General features: G+C 42.8%; 18 protein-coding genes. 11 read left to right on the plus strand and 7 right to left on the minus strand.

Annotated elements, in window-relative coordinates:
- Nucleotides 1-10: 10 nt before the first annotated feature.
- Nucleotides 11-1,093 carry a Gfo/Idh/MocA family protein gene (locus ACP8HI_RS12800; protein ID WP_438351438.1) on the minus strand — a complete coding sequence of 361 codons (1,083 nt, stop codon included), beginning with the start codon at nucleotides 1,091-1,093 and terminating at the stop codon, nucleotides 11-13.
- The gene (locus ACP8HI_RS12805) at nucleotides 1,086-1,853 is read right to left on the minus strand and encodes a sugar phosphate isomerase/epimerase family protein (protein WP_438351439.1); all 768 of its coding nucleotides are present in this window, start codon (nucleotides 1,851-1,853) and stop codon (nucleotides 1,086-1,088) included. The genes ACP8HI_RS12800 and ACP8HI_RS12805 overlap by 8 nt, the downstream gene beginning before the upstream one ends.
- Before the next feature lie 184 nt (nucleotides 1,854-2,037).
- Here ACP8HI_RS12805 and ACP8HI_RS12810 point away from each other — a divergent pair, with 184 nt between their 5' ends.
- Nucleotides 2,038-2,859, plus strand: a complete 822-nt coding sequence (locus tag ACP8HI_RS12810; protein ID WP_438351440.1) for an AraC family transcriptional regulator — start codon at nucleotides 2,038-2,040, stop codon at nucleotides 2,857-2,859.
- Nucleotides 2,860-2,954: 95 nt separating this feature from the next.
- Here ACP8HI_RS12810 and ACP8HI_RS12815 read toward each other — a convergent pair whose 3' ends face one another.
- Nucleotides 2,955-3,272, minus strand: a complete 318-nt coding sequence (locus ACP8HI_RS12815; protein ID WP_438351441.1) for a hypothetical protein — start codon at nucleotides 3,270-3,272, stop codon at nucleotides 2,955-2,957.
- 104 nt (nucleotides 3,273-3,376) lie between these two features.
- Here ACP8HI_RS12815 and ACP8HI_RS12820 point away from each other — a divergent pair, with 104 nt between their 5' ends.
- Both ACP8HI_RS12820 and msrA read left to right on the plus strand, forming a co-directional pair.
- A complete protein-coding gene (locus ACP8HI_RS12820; protein WP_438351442.1) occupies nucleotides 3,377-4,000 on the plus strand; it encodes a TVP38/TMEM64 family protein in 624 nt (207 codons plus the stop codon).
- A 94-nt stretch (nucleotides 4,001-4,094) separates the two neighbouring features.
- The gene (gene msrA / locus ACP8HI_RS12825) at nucleotides 4,095-5,063 is read left to right on the plus strand and encodes a peptide-methionine (S)-S-oxide reductase MsrA (protein ID WP_438351443.1); all 969 of its coding nucleotides are present in this window, start codon (nucleotides 4,095-4,097) and stop codon (nucleotides 5,061-5,063) included.
- A 90-nt stretch (nucleotides 5,064-5,153) separates the two neighbouring features.
- Here the strand turns inward: msrA and ACP8HI_RS12830 are convergent, their stop codons facing one another.
- The 3 genes from ACP8HI_RS12830 to ACP8HI_RS12840 all read right to left on the minus strand — a co-directional run bounded on the left by ACP8HI_RS12830 (nucleotide 5,154) and on the right by ACP8HI_RS12840 (nucleotide 7,808).
- Nucleotides 5,154-6,182: a dienelactone hydrolase family protein gene (locus tag ACP8HI_RS12830; protein WP_438351444.1), complete on the minus strand. Its 1,029-nt coding sequence runs from the start codon at nucleotides 6,180-6,182 to the stop codon at nucleotides 5,154-5,156.
- A 212-nt stretch (nucleotides 6,183-6,394) separates the two neighbouring features.
- A complete protein-coding gene (locus ACP8HI_RS12835) occupies nucleotides 6,395-7,102 on the minus strand; it encodes a YitT family protein (protein WP_438351445.1) in 708 nt (235 codons plus the stop codon).
- 337 nt (nucleotides 7,103-7,439) lie between these two features.
- The gene (locus tag ACP8HI_RS12840; RefSeq protein ID WP_438351446.1) at nucleotides 7,440-7,808 is read right to left on the minus strand and encodes a cupredoxin domain-containing protein; all 369 of its coding nucleotides are present in this window, start codon (nucleotides 7,806-7,808) and stop codon (nucleotides 7,440-7,442) included.
- Nucleotides 7,809-7,971: 163 nt separating this feature from the next.
- Here ACP8HI_RS12840 and ACP8HI_RS12845 point away from each other — a divergent pair, with 163 nt between their 5' ends.
- The 7 genes from ACP8HI_RS12845 (at nucleotide 7,972) to hmpA (ending at nucleotide 13,267) form a co-directional block, all read left to right on the plus strand.
- Nucleotides 7,972-8,205 carry a DUF2249 domain-containing protein gene (locus ACP8HI_RS12845; protein ID WP_438351447.1) on the plus strand — a complete coding sequence of 78 codons (234 nt, stop codon included), beginning with the start codon at nucleotides 7,972-7,974 and terminating at the stop codon, nucleotides 8,203-8,205.
- 12 nt (nucleotides 8,206-8,217) lie between these two features.
- Complete coding sequence (locus ACP8HI_RS12850; protein WP_438351448.1) at nucleotides 8,218-8,550, plus strand: hypothetical protein; 333 nt, start codon at nucleotides 8,218-8,220, stop codon at nucleotides 8,548-8,550.
- 141 nt (nucleotides 8,551-8,691) lie between these two features.
- A complete protein-coding gene (locus ACP8HI_RS12855; protein WP_438351449.1) occupies nucleotides 8,692-9,234 on the plus strand; it encodes a DUF2249 domain-containing protein in 543 nt (180 codons plus the stop codon).
- A 14-nt stretch (nucleotides 9,235-9,248) separates the two neighbouring features.
- The gene (locus ACP8HI_RS12860) at nucleotides 9,249-10,493 is read left to right on the plus strand and encodes a hypothetical protein (RefSeq protein WP_438351450.1); all 1,245 of its coding nucleotides are present in this window, start codon (nucleotides 9,249-9,251) and stop codon (nucleotides 10,491-10,493) included.
- A gap of 11 nt (nucleotides 10,494-10,504) precedes the next feature.
- Nucleotides 10,505-10,795: a metal-sulfur cluster assembly factor gene (locus tag ACP8HI_RS12865; RefSeq protein ID WP_438351451.1), complete on the plus strand. Its 291-nt coding sequence runs from the start codon at nucleotides 10,505-10,507 to the stop codon at nucleotides 10,793-10,795.
- Nucleotides 10,796-10,818: 23 nt separating this feature from the next.
- Nucleotides 10,819-11,793, plus strand: coding sequence for a multicopper oxidase domain-containing protein (locus tag ACP8HI_RS12870; RefSeq protein ID WP_438351452.1), 975 nt, complete (start codon nucleotides 10,819-10,821; stop codon nucleotides 11,791-11,793).
- Nucleotides 11,794-12,061: 268 nt separating this feature from the next.
- Nucleotides 12,062-13,267 (plus strand): NO-inducible flavohemoprotein, encoded by a 1,206-nt coding sequence (gene hmpA / locus ACP8HI_RS12875; protein WP_438351453.1) that lies wholly within the window; start codon nucleotides 12,062-12,064, stop codon nucleotides 13,265-13,267.
- 104 nt (nucleotides 13,268-13,371) lie between these two features.
- Here hmpA and ACP8HI_RS12880 read toward each other — a convergent pair whose 3' ends face one another.
- The gene (locus tag ACP8HI_RS12880; protein WP_438351454.1) at nucleotides 13,372-13,869 is read right to left on the minus strand and encodes a Crp/Fnr family transcriptional regulator; all 498 of its coding nucleotides are present in this window, start codon (nucleotides 13,867-13,869) and stop codon (nucleotides 13,372-13,374) included.
- 191 nt (nucleotides 13,870-14,060) lie between these two features.
- On the opposite strand from ACP8HI_RS12880, the gene ACP8HI_RS12885 reads away from it, so the two are divergent.
- Entirely contained in the window at nucleotides 14,061-15,302 is a 1,242-nt protein-coding gene (locus ACP8HI_RS12885; protein WP_438351455.1) for a nitric oxide synthase oxygenase, read from the plus strand.
- Nucleotides 15,303-15,315: the final 13 nt, after the last annotated feature.

The following is a 15,315-nucleotide window of genomic DNA, read 5'->3' on the forward strand; positions in this document are numbered from 1 at the left end:
TTTTTAAACTTTATTCAAAGTATACAGCTTTACCTGTCTTAGCAGATTCGTAGATAGCTTCTAAAATTTCAGTTACTACCAGTGCTTGTTCAGGTGTAACGACAGGATCTGTATCTTCAATAACCGCTTGCAACCATAATCTTGCTTCACGATCTGAATCAGTTTCTGTTTCTCCTGAATAGAACGCAACGCCACCAGCGCCTAAATCAACTTTTGTCTCATATAGACGGCTTAAGTTCTCACCATTAATGGTCAGACCATCTTTCATATCTGCTCCACCTTCAGTACCCGCAAGTATCGTCTGCGCTTCGCTGAAATCACGTATATTCAAGGCCCAGCTTGATTCAAGCACGATAGTAGCTCCATTCTCCATCGTAATGAAACCAAAGGCAGAATCTTCTACTTTGAATTCTTCTGGGTTCCATGGTCCGAAAGCATTCGCTGCATTCTCGCGATGTCCAAGCTTGTGGAAAGTTGATCCCATAACGCTTTTCGGTTTGTAATTATCCATCAACCATAATGTCAAATCAAGTGCATGCGTACCGATATCGATAAGTGGACCCCCACCTTGCTTCTCTTCATCAAGGAATACACCCCAAGTTGGAACAGCACGACGGCGAGTTGCCAATGCCTTACCATAGTACACTTCACCTAGCTCACCATTCTCACACAATTGCTTCAAATGTTGGCTATCATTACGGAATCTATTCTGATATCCAATCGTAAGCTTTTTACCTGTACGCTTTGCAGCTTCTAGCATTTCTCTTGCTTGTGCTGCTGTTTTGGCCATTGGCTTTTCACACATGACATGTTTACCTGCTTCAAGCGAAGCAACCGAGATTTCGGAGTGAGAATCATTCGGCGTACATACGTGAATAACATCAATACTTCCATCTTTAAGCAACTCGCGGAAATCAGTATATACTTTGGCACCTTCAACACCATATTTCTCTGCAGCTTTGTCTGCACGTTCTTGAATGATGTCGCAAAAAGCTACCAATTCTGCATTGGATTGTTTCGCAAGACTCGGTAAATGTTTACCTGTAGCAATTCCTCCGCAACCAATAATTCCAATTTTTAATGTTTTAGACATGTATGATTCCCCCATCTTTCATGTAGTCTTTTATCCAATTCATACTTGTAGCAATACTCTCAAGAGGTGGGTTCAGACAGAAATCTTGTTCTACTATAATCCATTCTGCCCCTACTTGATCAGCAGCTTCAGCAATGGCAGCTAGATTGACTTCACCTTGTCCAAATTCAACAGTTAGTGGAGAGCCATCCTCTTGTCTCTTTACATCTTTCCAGTGAACAAGCGGTAACCTACCCGTATATTTATGAATATACTCTACAGCGTCAAAGCCTGCAAAGTGCACCCAGCATGTATCCATTTCCACTTGAAGTAAAGTTGCTGGCACTGCTTCATACATTGCATCAAATACAGTCTTGTCACCATAAGACTCCGTGAATTCGAAATCATGATTATGATACAGAAGAACCATATCTTGTTCTTTACACTTCTCACCAATGATTTTAAGTTTTGCGAATACATCATCCCATTTGCGTTCTTCTTCAGACAAATAAGGAACGATAATATATTTACTACCGATTGCTTTATTATACGTAATAATGGAATCTAAATCCTCCAGCATGCTTGCGTATTGTGTATGTGTTCCAATAGCTACAAGACCATTTTCATCCAGTAACCTTTTAACTTCAGAACTGCTACGTCCAAAGAAAGTATGAAATTCTACACCTTTGTAACCAAGCTCAGCTACTTTTTTCAGCGTACCTTCGAAATCTTGTTCCATTTGGTCGCGAACGGTATACAGTTGTAAGCCTAATTTCAACATGACTGATCCACTCCTGTTTACAATAGTTTTGAACCTTGGCTCATTTCGTACTATACAAATGATTTAATACAGTAACAATCTAATTACATAGTAATCTGAATTGCTATATATTAAAATGAATAATATGATTGAAACATGAACAATCTGGTCATAATTTTCTGTTTTTCTGAAAGGAGACCTCATAATGACCCTCGAAGACTCTTGTCAAGTGCATTTAGCAGGATATTCCTTCCATACAAAACCCTACTATACCTCACAATTAGATGGCGTCAAAACATACTTAATGCGTTTCCAAACGGATGGACGTTGTCGTGCGCGATATGACGGTAAGTTGGGCATGATTGAGACAGGCGATTTATTGCTTTATTCGCCAGGTGAACCTTATGAGTTAAAAGTGGATCACGAAATCAATTCACTCGGTGAATTAATGATTGACAGTGCTGATTACCATATTTTCTTCGGAGGAGAATGGATAGACCGATGGTGGAAATCTGAAGCTCGACCTACTCGTATGAATTTCCCTCTCCATGAGAGTTTCTTAAGCTTATTCCGACAGATTGCACTCGAGCAACGCCGCATCGTGAATCCTTTTCCTGAGATTTCAGGATACTATATGAGAATTCTATGCTTAGAAGTGGATCGTCTGCTCAAAGAACAGCCGAAAACTACCCAGAAGACCCATTTAGCTTATCAGATTAAACATTATATTGAGGAAAATGCTTCGTATATGTTTAAACTAGAAGATGTCGCTGCTCATGTAGGAATTAGTATCTCTCGAGCCGTACACTTATTTAAGCAAACATTCGATACCAGCATCATGCAATACACGCTCGACGTAAAACTCGATATGGCAAAAGAACGTATTATATTCAGCCCTCAGTCTCTTGAAAATGTCGCAGAAACTTGCGGATTTGCGAATTACACATACTTCCACCGTGTGTTCAGAGCAAGATTTGGAATGTCTCCCAGACAATTTCGTACCGCTAACCGCGAACAACTGAAATAACGATTATATAAAAAGTGGTATGCCCTTTTTAGCTTCAGGGGATACCACTTACACTTAAAATGTGTGTTCAAAAAGTCAACTTTTTGAACAACCTCTTAAACCCTTTTTGAGATCGCTTCGGTAACAACATAAGCAAGATCATCATTCTCGAAAAGCGAAAGCACCCCTAGCACCGTATCATCTGGAATGTCTCCTGCCTCTTCTTTAGATACCGTTAACGCCATCACTTTTATTAATTGTTCATTATGAACTTGATGTGGATAGGCTTCATTATATAATTCCAACGGATCTAGATTATTATTAATGCACCACTGAGCAAAAACCAGAATCATCATATCCTCATCTTCGCGATAACTCTTCTTAATCTGTTCTTCTAAGGATAATTCCATCGATCTGTTGTATTCCTCGTCCATTCGTTTCAACCTCTTCCATACCCAATTTTTAGCCCTTGTACTTTTCTACATTATAGCAAAGTTTGATATGATATAGAAAAGTCATGTTTACGAAAGGATATCCTATGAAAAAGTTGCTGCCGCTGTTACTCTATGTACTCATATTGGGAGTAGCCTTTGTATACAAATCGAATATTTGGAGCTGGTTCAACAATAATAACTCTCTAACCGTCTTGATTCTAATCGCTACTCTATTAGCCATCTTCCCCATTCTTCCGTATAAAGTAGTCATTGCTACTTTGGGCTATGCTTACGGAACGGTATTTGCATCGCTCATTGCTTGGCTGGGAACCATGCTCGCCGGAATCCTTGTGTATGGAATCGTAAGGTACGCCTTTCGCGAACAAGGAAGACGCTATCTAAGCAAGCAACGATCTCTTCATTCGTTTACGACACTAACCGAGACCCATCCCTTTTTAGCGATCACCATCGCTCGTCTATTACCTATTCTGCCACAGATGGGTGTGAATATCTTTGCTGGTGTCGCATCTATTTCTTTGTGGACCTACACCCTTGCCTCAGGCCTCGGGAAAATTCCGGGCATCATCCTTTACGCCTATTTAGGAGGGAATCTACTGAGTCATCCCTTTACCTCCTTCATCGTGCTGTCAGTTTACCTGTTATTGATCATCTTGGTTCTTATTGTATATAGAAGAATTTCTCGTAGGAGTCTGAATCCGTTCGATTAACGATGAAATCGTCTTCCTCCTTGGTTCTAAATACTAAATGAATTATAATAGAAGTGACTTAAATTATTCACAGTCAAAGAAACGGAGTGAAATCGTGAGCAATTTGCAATCAATCACACATGAGAAAGCTACTTTTGCAGGTGGATGCTTCTGGTGCATGGTAAGCCCGTTTGAGGAGCTTCCAGGAATTATTAAAGTGATCTCTGGATATACAGGTGGACATACGGTGAATCCAACTTATGAAGAAGTTTGCACACATACTACAGGACATGTCGAAGCCGTTGAAATAACTTACAATCCGAATATTTTCCCATACGACAAATTGCTGGAGCTCTTCTGGCAACAGATCGATCCGACCGATGCAGGCGGACAGTTCCATGACAGAGGTGACTCTTATGCTACAGCCATCTTCTATCATAACGAAGAGCAACGTGAGAAGGCAGAACAATCGAAACAAGCATTGGAGCAAAGTCGCCGTTTCGATAAGCCTATCGTCACTCCAATTATGCCCGCTAAACCTTTCTACGATGCGGAAGAACATCACCAAGGCTATCACAAGAAGAATCCAGGACATTATTATCGCTACCGCAAAGGCTCTGGACGTGAGGACTATATTCAGACCCATTGGTCAACTCCAGTGGATAAAGATGACTTGAAGCTACGTTTAACACCTATTCAATACACGGTAACACAGAACAATGGAACAGAGCCCGCATTCCAGAACGAGTTCTGGGATCATGATGGTACCGGGATTTATGTTGATGTTGTATCGGGAGAGGCTCTATTCAGTTCACTTGATAAATTCGATGCCGGTTGCGGCTGGCCAAGCTTTACACGCCCGCTTCGTGATTATGTGGTTAAAGAGAAGACCGATTCAAGCCACTTTATGATTCGCACAGAAGTACGTAGTAAAGAAGCGGACTCCCATCTAGGTCACGTGTTCAACGATGGACCTGATCCTACGGGCCTGCGATATTGTATTAACTCTGCTGCACTTCGATTCATCCCCCTAGAGGATCTCGAGGAAGAAGGATATCCAGAGTACCGTACATTGTTTGTATAAAATATAAAAGGCACTACAAGACAAGCCAGCGATTTCTCCGCTGGCTTGTTAGTATTTGAATGTATAATCGACTTATCGCAAGTCATACATTCACATATTGTCGAGCACTCTTCTCATCCAATCGTAGGAGCGCCTTCCACTAACCTCATGGCCTCCAGGAAATAGATCACTTTCTAATCTTTCCTCTACTCCTTCAGAAGTGTAAATCTCTTTCAATTCTTGGACTGTTTGCTCAAAACCTACAGCCGGAAAAATATGATCTTTATCACCGGATTCCACAAAAAGATGTCTAGGTGCAATTAAGCCGATCCATTCAGGACGCTCCGCGTAGTTCATAATTCCTGGCGTATAGTTATCAATACAATGACGTACATTCAATATGCTGTCTCTAAAAGTATTAGGGAACCCTATAAGTACCGTCGCTTTAACCCGGTCATCCAGCGCAGCTAGAACGGATGCGATCAACGATCCCCCTGAGAATCCCATGACACCGATTGCCTGAGGATTCACCTCAGGACGAGCAATAATATACTGAAGTGCAGCCTGTGCTTCACTAACGCGAAGTCCGGTCAACGTCTTGCCCACCATTAGAAGACCTACGGAAATTCTGTGACATGAATTCTCGATATTCGGATCTTTCTTCAGATCTGACAATAACCTCCGCTCTGCGAATCCTACAACATCGGGTGCTATAACTATCATTCCCCGTTTCACAAGCTCAACTGCAAAATATTGATGAATACCCGCTTCACCTTCTTTAGGCGTACCGTCTGGGTTCAAACCAATAATTTCTCGGCTACCGCCATAGCCGTGTCCATGGATAGCAAGCACAGCTGGCGTATTGGCATGAGCACCCTCTGGAATAAGTACATATGCTCCAAAGGTCAAGCCAGGTGTCGCTGATAATTCAACCCGTTCTCTCACATAACCATCGCATATCGTCCGTTCTAACAATACCGGAACATGTTCTCTATTCGGTTCGAAAGAGCCGTTCAATTGTTGCAATAGCTGTTTGAGCCTTATTTTTCGTTCCAGTGGCGTCTCTGACTCAGTCCCTGCCTTATGCTGATTCATAGCCTCATCATATAATTGTTCTAATAACAAATCTGCATTCCACATGTTTCACCATCGCCTGCTTTCTGTTCAGAATTATGAATTATTCCTTCTTACCTACACTTAGAAAGGTTCGACTACTTTCTTCTTTTTCCTCTATAAAAAACAAAAAGACCACAAAGTTCATGTTAAGAACTTCGTGGTCTTTTTGGGGATTGGACACGATGACTCTGTACTTCATCAACCTGCGTATCAGAGTATTCCATCGTGCCTTACTATTAACGTGCATTATGCATGGCAGGTACAGTCTTCGATTGATGCGATTTAGGTAAAGTTTCCTTTGTCTTAGCTTTAAACAATGAGCGTTTGGTTTCTGGTTTCTTTCTACCCGAAGTCACAGTCAATGTAATTACTTTCCCCGCGATACTTACAGCGAGAATCGTGTACAATGTCTCTCTTAGCGGCATATAGAACAGTGAAAGCAATAAAACAATGGCATCAAATATAAAAAATACGGTGCCTAGCTTCAATCCAGTCCAACGACTAACAAGTAGTGATAATATATCATCCCCACCACTTGCCCCACCAAAACGTAGTACAAGACCTGTAGCAAATCCCGTCAACAAACCTGATAAGAGTGCTGCAACGAATAAATTATTCTGCAAATCAATAACGATGAATGAATAACGTTCAAACAAAGCATAGAAAATTGAAAAGGATGTTGTAGCGATTATCGTATTTACTAAGAATTTACGCCCCTTAATGAATAACGCAATCAGCAACACAGGGATATCCAATGCAAGCATACTTAGTGCTGGTGGTAGGCCTAATACGTATTTACCCAATAACGCAAGACCAACAAATCCACCTTCGGTTAAATGATTCTGAAAATTAATGTGATAATAAGCAAAAGCCATTAAAAGTGTTCCTAATAGCATTACAGCGACTTGCGGCAACATAGAAATTTGTTGTTCTCTTTTCCTCATACAAGTTTCCCTCTTTATCGTAGATTGTGGTCATAAGTGAGACAACCTACTACAAGGAGAAAACTTTGAGGACTTTGTCCTTCGCATACTTAGCTTCCTTCTTTCGCAGAGGTTGTCATTAATACCCGACTTTGTCTCTACGAAGCAAGCTAAGTGTATGAGAGATCATAACGTTTCCAGATCGTCCTTTGGGGAATGTTCCTTCGGGGACACATGGTATCCTGATCCTTTCTCTTTTTGGATATGTTCTATACCATTATATCACCATTTAGGGCATTTCTGAACCTCCGATTTAAAAATATCGCTTTTTTTCTAGTTTTCTTGTCCATTTAAGCAGTTAATTTACAATTAATTTCCCGATCATTTTCTTATGACCCGCACCACAGTAAGCAGCACATTTATATTCGAATTCGCCCTTTTCAGTAGCTACGAATGAAATAGAACGATTCGGGCGAACTTCCTTTTTATATCCGTCCAATTTGAGCCCATGATAGCCTTTCTTGTTTTTCAACGTTATTTTAACCGTGTCACCCTGCTTCACCTTCATTACTTTCACATCAAATTCAAACGACGTTGCTTCAATGGTGAATTCCTGAGTCTCTCCAGCTGCAGTTTCTTTCGAACTTTCCATTTCTTCTTTGCCACACGCAGCTAAGAACAATACACAAATGCTTATGAGAACAGTCAACTTTATCCACTTATTCATCAAATAGCCCTCCTCTAATCGTTACCTCTATATAGAGTGTTTCGTCATATTCCAATCGTAGATCAATCTCATTTTCATAATTGTGATTATAATCACAATACTGTCTTTCACATCTCTTATAATAGGGTTTGTAATGATAATAGTTCTCAGGAGGAATTCAATAATGGATAATATTACTGTCACCGTCAACGCTACCGAGTACCCACCTCAATTAAAACATAAGGTCATTTTCCAAACTTTCAACCAACTTCAGCCTTCAGAGGCCATGTTGTTAGTTAACGATCACGATCCGGTTCCACTTCGTTTCCAATTCGAATCTATGCATTCCGGTAGATTCACTTGGGAGTATCTCGAACAAGGTCCCGATATGTTCCGTGTCAAAATCAGCAAACTATAGGAGTGAGATCGTATGGCTGAAATTACAATTGTAAATGAACAAACAATCCAAATTAGTGTCCGTTTAGAAGATGCGATCCTCATGGTAACAGAGGCGTTCAGGGATATTCCCCTGTATGCTTCTGATATTGTAACCATTTATGAGAAATTGCCTGTTTTTGAATATACTTATTTCTGTTTCTACGCTTACGATAGTGCAGCCTTATTTGAATTTATGCTAAACATCGACCCCAAACAATACAACTCATTCTCACTCGATGCACCGGATTCTTTCTTCTATGCATTGTACGGTGGGATGGCAGCTTTATACGACGTAGCTAAACAACTTCATCCAGTTGAAATTTAAGCTTATGCTTCCGATGTGAGTTTTCACGAAGCTGACTCAAGAGGTAATGCTACAAAAACTTTAAAGCTTATGCTTCCGATGTGAGTTTTCACGAAGTTGACTCAAGAGGTAACGCTACGAAAACTTTTAGGAGATGTTGACATGGAACATACAGGACAGACGGTAGAGTTAGATGTTCGACCCTACTTACGTAAAAAAGTAGAGCCCTTTAAAGTTATTATGGATACGGTAAAAGCGCTAAACAAGAATGATATCTTTGTGCTGCACGCTACCTTCAAACCGACGCCTCTCTTTGGGTTAATGAAAACCAAGGGGTATGCTCATAAAGTTGAGAAAATAGAATCCGATCATTGGGTCATCACATTTATACACAAGAATAGTGGACACGAACTAACGGACATAGAAGAATACCAAGCTGTACAGCAATCTCCTGATACGCCTGAATGCTCAGCCGATTCTCCCCCTTCTCAGATCTATGAGTTGGATAATCGCGGCTTAGAGCCTCCACAGCCGATGATACGTACTTTGAAGAAACTCGAAGACGCATCACTCGGAGATGAGGTTATTATTCACAACGATCGGGTCCCTGTGTTTCTTATCGAAGAACTTAATACGTTAGGGTATGACTATGACGTTGAAGAGCAGCCTGACGGATCAGCAAGAATTCATATTCACAAAAAGTAAGGTGGTGTTTGTCCATGTTTCGCCTGCCGTTTCTGTTCATTATTACCGGTCTCATCAGCTTTGCGTTATTCCAGCTATTTTCCTTATTCGATTTCGCAACATGGCTAGCAGTGTTTGGCGAGGAGCCTAGGTACCCAACTGGATGGTTCCGTGTCCATCTGCTCGTTCTAGGTTGGGCGACGATGATTGCGATGGGCGCTGTGTATCAACTCATTCCTGTCGTACTACAAAACCACAGCTTGTTTAGTAAAAATCTCGGATACGTTCATTATGGCTTTTTCACAGTTGGAACGGCAGGGTTACTCATTGGCTTTCAAACGATGCAGGTGATGTGGATCGCAGGATTCGCTACCGTTGCTTTCATTGGAGTTCTACTATTCGCTATTAATATTGGTGTAACTCTTGTACGTGCTAAGAAATGGAATACCATCACCATTAGCGTTGCCTGTTCTGTCACCTATCTCGTGCTTGCTGGACTTTCCGGTATGCTCATGGGTTTAAACTTCTACTTCGATCAGTGGGGTGACTTTCACGAGCAATTACTTGGCGCCCATATCTGTTTCGCAGCTTTTGGCTGGTTCGGAATGCTCATTACAGGCTTCAGCTATAAAATGTTCCCTATGTTTTATCTATCTCATGAATATCCAGAGACATTGCAAAAAATCGTGATTGCGCTATGGAATGCAGGCGTACTTGTCGGTGCTTTATCATTTCTGTTTAATGGACCTGCATGGTTGAAATGGTCAGGGTTACTATTAGTTGTACTAGCCATGATCGCTTATTCCATTCATCTATCTCAAATTGTTAAGCATCGACATAAACCTAATCCTGGCGTTGGTATGAAATGGACTCTTGCACTAACACATTCTTTGACAGTGATCGGGATCTCCATCCTTATCCTCTCTCCTTTCATGCCCGACATTATGGTACAATCCCAGATGGTCGTCATCCTCGGCTGGCTGTACTTATGGGGTTGGGTCGGACTCACGCTTCTATCTTATCTATCCAAAATTGTTCCGTTTCTATGGTGGACACATAAATATGGTCCTTTAATAGGCAAAAAGAAGATACCCACCATGTCCGATTTAATAAATGATCGTCATGTTCATATTGGATTAACCGTCATCGTCAGCTCATTATTTATACTTATGGTAGGTCTGAGTTGGAATCAGCCATGGATCACCTCCATTGGAGGAAGTGTACTTGCTCTAAGCTCACTCCTCTATATAAGCCTGATTGCCAGTGTATTTACGAAATAGGAGGGATTAAAGTGGAATTTATTAAAGACTGCCTCAAAGAAGTGTATGATCCGGAGCTTGGTGTCAATATTGTTGATCTTGGACTTATTTATGATCTTCAGTTCGTAGATGGAATCGTGTCTGTAGTGATGACACTGACCACACCAGGCTGTCCCATGCACGATATGATCGTCGGTGGCGTGAAGAGGGCACTCGAAGCATTGCCTGAGATTCTATCTGTCGAAGTAGAGGTCGTATGGGAACCGGCCTGGTCGCCAAGTCTCATGTCCGATGAAGTAAAAGAGGATCTCGGATATATGTAATCTCAGATTGGAGGCTGTTTACAATGTTCAACTGGAAGCTATACATCGTTGTTTTGATCGGCTTCACTATTATTTTATCTGGTTTCTACGCCAACCCTATACCCGTAATCGAAGAAGAGCCTGTCTTGGAAACAGTGAATCAGCCTCCAGTTGAGCCTGTCATCGTACGAGAAGGAAATATCGTTAAGATTGAAATGACTGCGCAGGTAACCGATGTAGAAATTTCTTCTGGCGTGTTCTATAATGCCTGGACGTTTAATGGCACAGTACCTGGTCCTGTTATTCGGGTCAAAGAAGGGGACACCCTCCATTTCACACTGAATAATATCGACCCTAACATGCCACACTCCATGGACTTCCATGCTGTGCAAACTTCTCCTAGTACAAACTTCGTCGATATTATGCCACTTGAACATGGGTCCTTTACTTACTCTGCCAATATGCCCGGTGTATTCATGTATCATTGTGGAACAGACCCCGTATTGGAGCATATCGCCAATGGAATGTATGGTGTCATTATCGTCGAACCAGCAGATGGTTATCCAACGGATAATGAAGTCGATCGTGAGTATACTATTGTACAGAGTGAGTGGTATGCCGAACATGATTTCAATGCCTTTTTAGATGGTTCGCCTGAGTATGTCGTATTTAACGGAGATGACTTTACATTGAAGGAGCATCCTTTAATGGCTAAAGTCGGAGATAGGGTACGGATTTATGTGAACAATGTTGGCCCTAATAAAGTATCTTCTTTTCATATCGTAGGTACGATCATGGATCGCGTCTATATTGATGGCAATCCGAAGAACATGATGTATGGTCTACAAACAGTCATGCTCCCAGCTAGTGGCGGTGCAGTTGTAGAGTTCGTCGTAAACGAAGCCGGAGATTATCCTATTGTAACCCATCAGTTCAACGATGCCACCAAAGGAGCGGTTGCCATTCTGAGGGTCACCCCCGATGGTTTGGATACAGGAGCAACACCGATGGCATATTGAGATCAGCACAGTATAATTGAATGATCAAAAAGTCACCTTTTGATCACGAAGTATAACCACTCTGTTCGTGAAGAATACGGTGGTTTTTTGTGTTTCTTTGTGTTTTCAAGTCATTTTCTGCATCTTTATCGTGATAAATGTCATTGATATATTTAACCTGTTCACATTTTAGCAATTTTTCATGTGACGAAAAGCACACTATTCCCCTCTCCCCTTCTATACGCTTTATAAGTAGCAAATATCTGATTGTAGGAAAGAGGTAATATATATGTTAGATCAACGTACTATTGAGATTATAAAATCAACCGTTCCCGTGTTGCAGGTTCATGGGAAAACGATCACAACTGCCTTCTACGGTATGTTATTTGAGAACCATCCTGAGCTATTGAATATATTCAATCATGCCAACCAACGCCAAGGCAAACAACAGACAGCCCTTGCCAATGCAGTGTTAGCTGCGGCAGTAAATATTGATCAACTAGGAAATATTCTCCCTGTGGTGAAACAGATCGCTGAGAAGCACCGTGCATTGGGTGTATTACCTGAACATTATCCGATTGTCGGTGAAACCTTATTAGCCGCTATTGCTCAGGTGCTCGGTGATGCGGCAACTCCAGAAATTCTGAATGCTTGGGCTGAGGCCTATGGCGTGATTGCTGATGCATTCATCGGTGTTGAAGTAGAGAAGTATCGTGAAGCTGCCGAGGCACCAGGTGGCTGGAGCGGATTCAGAAATTTCGTCGTCAGTCAGAAAATAAAAGAAAGTGAACTTATTACTTCCTTCTACCTCTCTCCTCAGGACGGAGGCGCTATTTCCTCTTATTTGCCGGGACAATATATCACCTTGCGTGTTCAACCAGAAGGTGAGAAATACACTCACATTCGTCACTATAGTCTGTCAACTGCATCGGGACAACCTTATTACCGCATCACCGTCAAACGAGAAGACGAGGCAGATAACAAGCCTGCGGGAGTCGTATCTACTTACCTGCATGAAGAAGTTAATGTAGGTACGGTACTGGAAGTAAGCGCACCAGCTGGAGACTTCACACTAGATCGCAGTATTGATATCCCGGTAGTCCTGATTAGCGGTGGTGTCGGACTCACTCCAATGGTGAGTATGCTAGAGACGTTAGCTGCTGAACAACCTCAACGTGAAGTAACATATATTCACGCTGCTATCAATGGTAAATTGCATGCTATGAAAGGATTAATTGAGGAATTGGAGCAATGCCATCCCCATCTGACATCCTATGTGTGCTACGAATCTCCAAATGAAGAGGATCTCTGCCATAAATCTGGTTATATTGATCTCCCTTGGCTTCAAGGGGTCGTAGATCAGCAAGCTGATTTCTATTTCTGCGGACCTACCCCTTTTATGAGTGCCATATTTAAGGCGCTACTAGAATGGAAGGTGCCAGCGGAAAGAATCCATTTTGAATTCTTCGGCCCTGCGGGTAGCTTGGAGGATTAGTATACAAGATCAACCCGCAATCGCGGTTGACCTCATTCATGCGAAGGGGCTATTCCACAAGGTCAATACCGCCCTTGGGAATAGCCCCTTCGTTGTATTATTCATTACTTCAATCGCAACAAACGATTGACCGTTTCTCTCCGAACCCCGATCAGCTGCCCAATCTCCTCTTGCGTCAGCAGTTCTGTCACATCCACGCCATGGGAGAAATCACTTAACCATTCCGTGAGTAGCTCCAAACGCTCCGCCGGAGTGCCGACGGTCAGATGATCCAGTCGTTGTTGCATAAAGCGTAGCTTCGCCTGTAGTAACAAGGCTACCTCCATTGGCTTGTCAGGCTCCTCGCGCAATTGACGATACCAATCATTAGCAGGTATAACCTCTACCTCGCTACGCATCAATGCAATGGCTGTACCATGCATTTCTTTAGGCGTAATGAGAGAGTGATGTGGAACCGTTTCTCCCGAATATAAAATATTGAACAATACCATATTTCCATTCTCATGCAGTCTAGTTACTTTAAACAGCCCGCTTTTAACATGGTATAGGTATTCCCCGCTATCCCCTTGACGGAATAAAATTTCCCCTTTATGTAGAATCATTTCCGTTCCTCCATTATGTTATAGACTTTCAAAGAAGCCGTGGTTAACCTCATTGAATCTATTATAACAGAAGATCATGTCCTTCTTCCAAAAATTCACCCCTTGTTGAAAGCTGTAACACCGTTAGCCTGAATGTTATACTGTGTGAAAAGAATTGTGGCAATATTGACCAAGATCAGGGAGTGAGCAACATGGATAGCAAGAACCTCGAAGAGTTGACCTGTCAGGCTGAGGCTTTCATAGAACTTTGTTACGCAGAGCTGGACAAATCTGAAGCCGAAATGAAGAAGCGTATCATAGCCGTACGTGAAGAGATACAAATATCCGGCACCTACCGTCATACGGGGGAAGAGCTAACGCATGGAGCGCGAATGGCTTGGCGCCACAACAGCCGCTGTATCGGCCGTCTGTTCTGGCATACGCTCGAGGTAATCGATGCGCGCTCAGCAGAGACTGTGGAGCAAGTAGCCGAAGCTCTGCTGCAGCACTTGGAGAAGGCAAACAATGGGGGCCGCATCCGTCCGCTAATCACGGTATTCCGCAGTGGCGAAGCCCCTGATCAGCGTATCCGTATTTGGAACCATCAACTGATTCGCTATGCTGGTTATCCCCGTATTGGAGAGCACGCTCGTTCCGGTGATCCGGCATCGGATGTCTTCACCAGTGTATGCCAGCATCTTGGTTGGCAGGGAACGGGAGGAGATTATGATGTACTGCCTCTGGTGATAACTATCGGTGATGGACAACCCCGCTGGTTTCCCATCCCGAAGCATCTCGTTCAGGAGGTGCCGCTAAGTCATCCAGAGATAGAACATTTTCCGGAGCTTCAGCTACGCTGGTATTCCGTACCGATCATTTCGGACATGCAGCTTGAAATCGGTGGAATTAAGTACGTGGCTGCTCCTTTTAACGGCTGGTATATGGAAACTGAAATCGGATCTCGCAATCTTGGAGACACCGGGCGATATAACCGCCTCCCGGCTGTTGCTGATCTGATCGGTCTGGACCGATCCACCAACACTACGTTGTGGAAGGACCGAGCCCTTCTTGAACTGAACCGGGCAGTGCTTTATTCTTTCAAACAAGCTGGGGTCAGCATTGTTGACCACCATACCGCGGCTGACCAATTCGTTCGGTTCCAGCGGCAAGAGAAGGAGCGGAATCGTGAGGTATCCGGTCGCTGGTCTTGGCTTATTCCGCCCATGTCTCCGTCGGCCACCCCGATCTGGCACGATGACTCCTTAGAGGAACTCGACCTTAGTCCCCGCTTCCTTTACCAGAAGCCGGCCTACGCGGGCTGGTTGGATGAGCCAGCGGAACTTCAAGGTGTGGATGACAGCGAACTTATTTCCATTCCGAGTAATAGTGATAACATAGGGGCGCCTAGACCAGAAATTCAGTCGCCCCAAACATCCTGTCCCTTTCACCATTAAGACCTAACTATTG

Origin of the sequence: Paenibacillus sp. FA6 (genome assembly GCF_051550225.1) — a bacterium.
Lineage (GTDB): Bacteria > Bacillota > Bacilli > Paenibacillales > Paenibacillaceae > Paenibacillus_AQ.

Bases quoted from the DNA above. Each gene is read 5' to 3' on its own strand.
- ACP8HI_RS12860 (WP_438351450.1), top strand. From the start codon at position 9,249: ATGTTTCGCCTGCCGTTTCTGTTCATTATTACCGGTCTCATCAGCTTT.
- ACP8HI_RS12835 (WP_438351445.1), bottom strand. From the start codon at position 7,102: ATGAGGAAAAGAGAACAACAAATTTCTATGTTGCCGCAAGTCGCTGTA.
- ACP8HI_RS12800 (WP_438351438.1), bottom strand. From the start codon at position 1,093: ATGTCTAAAACATTAAAAATTGGAATTATTGGTTGCGGAGGAATTGCT.
- ACP8HI_RS12820 (WP_438351442.1), top strand. From the start codon at position 3,377: ATGAAAAAGTTGCTGCCGCTGTTACTCTATGTACTCATATTGGGAGTA.
- ACP8HI_RS12805 (WP_438351439.1), bottom strand. From the start codon at position 1,853: ATGTTGAAATTAGGCTTACAACTGTATACCGTTCGCGACCAAATGGAA.
- ACP8HI_RS12845 (WP_438351447.1), top strand. From the start codon at position 7,972: ATGGATAATATTACTGTCACCGTCAACGCTACCGAGTACCCACCTCAA.
- ACP8HI_RS12830 (WP_438351444.1), bottom strand. From the start codon at position 6,182: ATGTGGAATGCAGATTTGTTATTAGAACAATTATATGATGAGGCTATG.
- ACP8HI_RS12880 (WP_438351454.1), bottom strand. From the start codon at position 13,869: ATGATTCTACATAAAGGGGAAATTTTATTCCGTCAAGGGGATAGCGGG.
- ACP8HI_RS12840 (WP_438351446.1), bottom strand. From the start codon at position 7,808: ATGAATAAGTGGATAAAGTTGACTGTTCTCATAAGCATTTGTGTATTG.
- hmpA (WP_438351453.1), top strand. From the start codon at position 12,062: ATGTTAGATCAACGTACTATTGAGATTATAAAATCAACCGTTCCCGTG.
- ACP8HI_RS12855 (WP_438351449.1), top strand. From the start codon at position 8,692: ATGGAACATACAGGACAGACGGTAGAGTTAGATGTTCGACCCTACTTA.
- ACP8HI_RS12810 (WP_438351440.1), top strand. From the start codon at position 2,038: ATGACCCTCGAAGACTCTTGTCAAGTGCATTTAGCAGGATATTCCTTC.
- ACP8HI_RS12815 (WP_438351441.1), bottom strand. From the start codon at position 3,272: ATGGACGAGGAATACAACAGATCGATGGAATTATCCTTAGAAGAACAG.
- ACP8HI_RS12870 (WP_438351452.1), top strand. From the start codon at position 10,819: ATGTTCAACTGGAAGCTATACATCGTTGTTTTGATCGGCTTCACTATT.
- ACP8HI_RS12885 (WP_438351455.1), top strand. From the start codon at position 14,061: ATGGATAGCAAGAACCTCGAAGAGTTGACCTGTCAGGCTGAGGCTTTC.
- ACP8HI_RS12850 (WP_438351448.1), top strand. From the start codon at position 8,218: ATGGCTGAAATTACAATTGTAAATGAACAAACAATCCAAATTAGTGTC.